2 protein-coding genes are annotated in these 1,835 nt (G+C 72.8%); one reads left to right on the plus strand and one right to left on the minus strand.

Annotation, left to right across the window (positions count from 1 at the left end):
* The coding region (locus GT030_RS02940; RefSeq protein ID WP_161199685.1) for a hypothetical protein at window positions 1–780 on the minus strand (780 nt) is incomplete at its 3' end.
* A 538-nt stretch (window positions 781–1,318) separates the two neighbouring features.
* Between GT030_RS02940 and GT030_RS02945 the strand changes: the two genes are divergently transcribed.
* Window positions 1,319–1,835: transglycosylase family protein (locus tag GT030_RS02945; RefSeq protein ID WP_161199686.1), on the plus strand; the 517-nt coding region annotated here is incomplete at its 3' end.

Raw genomic sequence — 1,835 nt, forward strand, 5'->3', positions numbered from 1 at the left:
GAGGGGGAGGGCGGCGGCCACCAGGCGGCCGTTGGCGGCGGCCTGGTCCAGGGCGTCGCGGAGGAGGTCCTCGCGGGGCTGGCGGCCGATGGAGCCGACGGGAGCCGCGAACATCAGCACCTGCTGGTGCTTGTTGGCGGCGGCCCGCCAGCTGTCGGTGACCTGGAGCGGCTGGTGCGCCTGCCACCAGGCCACCGGCTGGCTGCCGTGGGGGCCCGGCTGGAGCACCGCGTGGAGCTGGCCGACGGCGAGCAGCACCGACCAGCCGTGCAGCACCGGGGGGACGGTGTCGAGCGCGGTGACCGGCATGAAGCCCTGCTCGATGAGGAGGGGGAGGAAGTCGTCCCCGCCCCCGGTGGCGCCGGGGCGCGCGATGGGCGCGGTCGGCTCGACGACGAGCGCCGGGTGCAACTCGCCCTCGATCAGCACCAGTCCGCTGGTCACGCCGAGGACGGCGGGCTCGGGCGTGGCCCGGTGGGGCTGCTCCGGCTCCTGGGGGGCCGCCTCGCCGCCGATGGAGCGGACGGCGCCCTGCAACTGCTCCTCGGTGACCTGCACGACCTGCGAGGGCAGACAGCCCGCGTGGGCGAAGGCGAGGACGGCGGTCTCGTCCCCGACGAACAGGACGGTGCTGGTGCGTTCCTGCTCGGAGTCCCCCGGAGTGCGGCAGGACGTGCAGTCGTAACTGCCCGGAGCGTTCGCTCCGGTGAGCAGCCGGTCGGCTTCTTCGTCGCCGATCTCGGCGCGTACGGCGTCACTGACGTCGAGCATGCGCGGCACGGTGGCTCCCTCGGGATGCGCGCGGTCGGCCGGGTGGCTCCCGGTCGCTGAGCCTTGGGATCGCGGGCTCATGCAGAAGACAACGGGCGTCCTGTGGTGGGAGTCACGCCCCAGGGGGAACGGAATCGAACCGGCCTGCGCGCAGGGTCACTTTCGACACGGAATCGGCCACTCACCGTCAACTCCGTACCCAGTCAAGGAACTTGAAAGGGTGATGTGTGTCACGGGCAGGTGCCGCCCATGGTCGACAAGTACCGACATAACCGTATGAAGTGGTTGGCCGGAAATCGCCGATACCGACGGTAACCGCCAACTGGCCTGCCGCGACGAGGTGTTGTTGAAATGCGGCACCTGTCCTCCTTAGATTCCTTCGCCGTGTGCAACTAGCACCGCTCGGGTAGGTCCGCCGCCCGGCGCCGGGTCCGTCAGGACCGCGGTACCGGTCACCGGTGGACGGGGCGGGCGCGAGGAACCGCGGTCCGACGCGGCGAGCCGTGCCCCGCCCAGGGGGAGCCCGGGTTCGTGGAGAGGGAACTGCATGACCGAGTGTGCCGATACGACCCGTTCGACCGCCCGTAAGGGCCGTACGACGGCCGCCCTCGCCGGGGCCGCGCTGCTCGCCCCGCTGGGGCTGCTGGCAGCCTCCGGAGAGGCGCAGGCGGCGGACAACGGGGTCTGGGACCGCATCGCCCAGTGCGAGAGCGGCGGCAACTGGCACATCAACACCGGCAACGGCTACTACGGCGGGCTCCAGTTCTCCGCCAGTACGTGGCGTGCCTACGGTGGCGGCGCCTACGCCGCCACCGCGGACCAGGCGTCGAGAAGCGCGCAGATCGCCGTGGCGTCCAAGGTCCAGCAGGCCCAGGGCTGGGGCGCCTGGCCCGTCTGCTCCGGCCGCGCCGGGGCCTACGGGTCCGCACCGTCCAGCGCCTCGGCGGGCAGCGGAACCGACAAGGGCGTGACGAAGAAGTCCGCTCCCGCCCAGTCCGCCCCGACCCGGTCCGCCCCGACCCGGACCGCACCGACGCGGTCCGCCCCGGCCCCGCAGCGCCCGG

Origin of the sequence: Streptomyces sp. SID1328 (genome assembly GCF_009865595.1) — a bacterium.
Lineage (GTDB): Bacteria > Actinomycetota > Actinomycetes > Streptomycetales > Streptomycetaceae > Streptomyces > Streptomyces griseoluteus.